This window comes from Curtobacterium sp. B8, assembly GCF_000333315.1.
GTDB classification, from domain to species: Bacteria; Actinomycetota; Actinomycetes; order Actinomycetales; family Microbacteriaceae; genus Curtobacterium; species Curtobacterium luteum.
Map to the genome: position 1 here is coordinate 1 of NZ_BACW01000662.1, position 3152 is coordinate 3152.

Annotated in this window: 4 protein-coding genes; 1 reads left to right on the top strand and 3 read right to left on the bottom strand. The window is 73.0% G+C overall.

The window, feature by feature from the left end; genetic code table 11:
- Positions 1-38 precede the first annotated feature (38 nt).
- Together I59_RS17660 and I59_RS17665 are read right to left on the bottom strand one after the other, a co-directional pair.
- On the bottom strand, positions 39-881 hold the full coding sequence (locus I59_RS17660) for an NAD-dependent epimerase/dehydratase family protein (protein WP_022905003.1): 843 nt from the start codon (positions 879-881) through the stop codon (positions 39-41).
- A gap of 67 nt (positions 882-948) precedes the next feature.
- Positions 949-1650 (bottom strand): hypothetical protein, encoded by a 702-nt coding sequence (locus I59_RS17665; protein ID WP_022905004.1) that lies wholly within the window; start codon positions 1648-1650, stop codon positions 949-951.
- A 51-nt stretch (positions 1651-1701) separates the two neighbouring features.
- Between I59_RS17665 and I59_RS17670 the strand changes: the two genes are divergently transcribed.
- Complete coding sequence (locus I59_RS17670; protein WP_022905005.1) at positions 1702-2556, top strand: acyl-CoA thioesterase II; 855 nt, start codon at positions 1702-1704, stop codon at positions 2554-2556.
- A 40-nt stretch (positions 2557-2596) separates the two neighbouring features.
- Here the strand turns inward: I59_RS17670 and I59_RS17675 are convergent, their stop codons facing one another.
- Positions 2597-3052 carry a thioesterase family protein gene (locus I59_RS17675; protein WP_031274465.1) on the bottom strand — a complete coding sequence of 152 codons (456 nt, stop codon included), beginning with the start codon at positions 3050-3052 and terminating at the stop codon, positions 2597-2599.
- Positions 3053-3152: the final 100 nt, after the last annotated feature.

The following is a 3152-nucleotide window of genomic DNA, read 5'->3' on the forward strand; positions in this document are numbered from 1 at the left end:
CTCCAGTCCGTCCGTGGCGCGACCGCGCCGGTGGCGGCTCAGCGCACGTACGAGCCGTCGGTGAGGTCCTCGACCAGGGACAGGCGGGTCGGGTTCCACCCGAACGCGGCGCGCGCATGCGCGCCCGTGGCCTCCTGGTGCAGCAGCAGCGCGTCCGCGAAGTCCGCACCGAGGCGGTCGCGCGACTCGGTGACGCTCTCCGCGACCACCGGCGAACCGTGCGCACCCGCCTCCGCGATCTCCCGGAGCGTCGGGTTGTCCCCGGTGGCGGCGACGACGTAGCCGTCCTGCTCCGCACGGTGCAGCGCGAGGACGTAGAGCTCGCCGAGGTCGTCGATGTGCACCGTCGTCCAGCGCTGCGAGCCGTCGCCGATGAGCCGGACCTCGTGTTCGCCGTCACCGACGAACATCGCGGGGATGCCGGCGCCGCGGCCGTACACGATGCCCGGGGCCACGATCGTCGTGCGTGCGGTGCTCGCCCGGACCGCGGCCTCGTTCGCGACCCGCCAGGCGGTCAGCGCGGGCGGGTCGATCGGCGACTGCTCCGAGACGGCGGTCGAGTCACCGAAGGTGAAGATGCCACCGGTGTGGACGAACGGCTTCGGGGTGCCCTCGAGCGCCCGGAGGACGGTCGCGGTGAACGCCGGGTCGACCGACTCGGCCGATGCGGTGTGGACCACCCCGTCGGCCTCGTGCGCGAGCCGTTCGACGATCTCCTCGTCGGTGACGTCACCGACGATCGCGTGTCCGCCGGCGTCACGTACCCGCTGGGCCTTCTCGTCGGAGCGGACGATCGCGGTGACCTCGTGCCCGTGGGCGACGAGGGCGCGGAGGACCGAGGAGCCGATGTAGCCGGACGCGCCGGTGAGGAAGACGTGCATGCGCCAAGCCAACCACCCCGGCTTCGGAGCCTGCTGGCCTCCGCGCACGTGGGCGCCCGCCGGACCGTCAGGAGCTGAGCGACCAGGCCCGTCGCTTCACCAGCACGTGTCCGCGCGATGTGGTCAGGCGACTCCACGGACCGGTCTCGAACACGCGCACCGGGTCGTGGCCGAGGAAGCCGAGGCTCTCCCCCGCGAAGCCGGCGCCCGCGGGCAGGTGCTCGATCATCGGGATCGGTCGGCCCCAGACCTCGGAGCGGACCCGGCGCACGATCGCTTCGCCCGCGTTCGTCGGGACCGCCTCGGCGACCTCGGCGATGCCGGCCTTCGCCGCACGGCGGAGCAACTCGGCCGACACGTCGGGCAGCGGCACCCAGCCACCGCGCGGCGGCGAGATGGCTGCCCACGTCACGGTGTGGACCTCGAGCGGGAGTTCCACCTCGATCGGGGTCGCCCGCGTCGGGTCGGCTCCCTCGGCGTGCTCGGCGTCCTGGGCCTCGGCGAGCAGCCGGAGCCGCTCCTGCAGCGAAGCGAGCGGGACGACCGCGTCGATCGTCGCGGGCTCGGCGAGCGAGAACGTCCGGAGGCCGAGGACCGTGGGCAGTTCGTCGAGCAGCCCGACGGGGTAGAGGATCGCCGTGTAGACCGCGAGGACCCCGGAGTCGGCGATGAGCCGCACCGAGCCGTCCTCGATCCGGGCGGCGCGTCCGAGGTAGGTGCGGAGGTCACCGAGCGAAGCGGCGTCGGGGAGCGTGAAGGTGATGCCCATGTCCCTCGGATCCTACCGGGGCCGGCCGGGAGCGCTTCGTAGGATGGGCGGGTGACGGAACCGGACTTCCTACGGACCCTGCGGCTCGACGACACGGGCGCGAGCACCGGCGAGACCATCCTGACCGGGGCGAGCCACTGGTCGCCGAACGGCCGGGTGTTCGGCGGGCAGGTGCTCGCGCAGTGCATCGTCGCCGCACAGTCCACCATCGAGGACCGCGACATCCACTCGATGCACGGGTACTTCCTGCGACCGGGTGACACCGACCTGCCCATCACCTTCGGCGTCGAGCGGATCCACGACGGCCGGTCCTTCGCGACCCGGCGGGTGCAGGCGTACCAGCGCGGGGAACCGATCTTCTCGATGATCGCGTCGTTCCAGCGTCCCGACGAGGGCGTCGAGCACCAGGACCCGTACCCGGTCGACACCCCGGCGCCCGAGGACCTCCCGTCGGCGGCCTCGATCCTCTCCGCGATCGACCACCCGGTCGCGCGGGCCTGGGCGGAACGCTCGATCGACCTCCGGCACGTCGAGGGTCCGGTGTTCGTGGACGTGCAGGGGGAACGGCTCCCCCACCAGGCCGTGTGGTTCCGGGTGGACGGTGACCTGCCGGCCGACCCGGCCCTGCACCGGGCCGTGCTCGGGTACGCCAGCGACCTGTCGATCCTCGAGCCGGTGATGCGCCGACACGGGGTCGCGTGGGGCACGCCCGGGGTCAAGAGCGCGAGCCTCGACCACGCGATGTGGTGGCACCGCGACGGCCGGGCGGACGACTGGGTGCTCTACACGCAGGAGTCCCCGAGCGCGCAGGGCGGCCGGGGACTCGCGTTCGGTCGGATGTTCTCGCGGGACGGTCGGCTGCTCGCGAGCGTCGCGCAGGAGGGGATGATGCGCGTCCCGCGGTAGCGGGTAGCGCTCCGCGCGTCGGTCCGACGGCGCGCGCCGGTCAGGGGCGTGAGAAGCGCACGGGCGGCTCGATGTACGCCTCGCACGCGGCACGCTCGGCCTCGGTGAGCCGCCGCGGCCGGTTCGTGGCGGCGTCGACCATCACGAGGGCCGTCGTCGCCCGTGTGTAGAGCTCCGCGGGCTGCTGCCCGACCGGCGACCACACCTCGTACGAGACGTCGATGCTCGCGCCGCCGATCCGGCCGATCCACAGCCGAATGTCGAGCGGCTGCCGGAAGTACGGGATCGACGCCAGGTACTCGAGGCGCTGGGCCGCGATGACCGTCATCGTGCCCGAACCCGGACGACCGTCGATGATCGGCTCGGGGACGGACCCGTCGGCGTCGACCTCGTCCGGGTCGGCACCCCAGAACGCCACGATGCGCGCCTCCTCGAGGAGGCGCAGCATCGCGGAGTTGTTGACGTGCCCGTACGCGTCGATGTCGCTCCACCGCATGCGGACCGGAGCGTGCAGGACCGCCACGGATCAGTCGCGGGTGAGCTTGCGGTACGTCGCGCGGCCGGGCTTCGCGGCGTCGGCGCCGAGGCGAGCGATC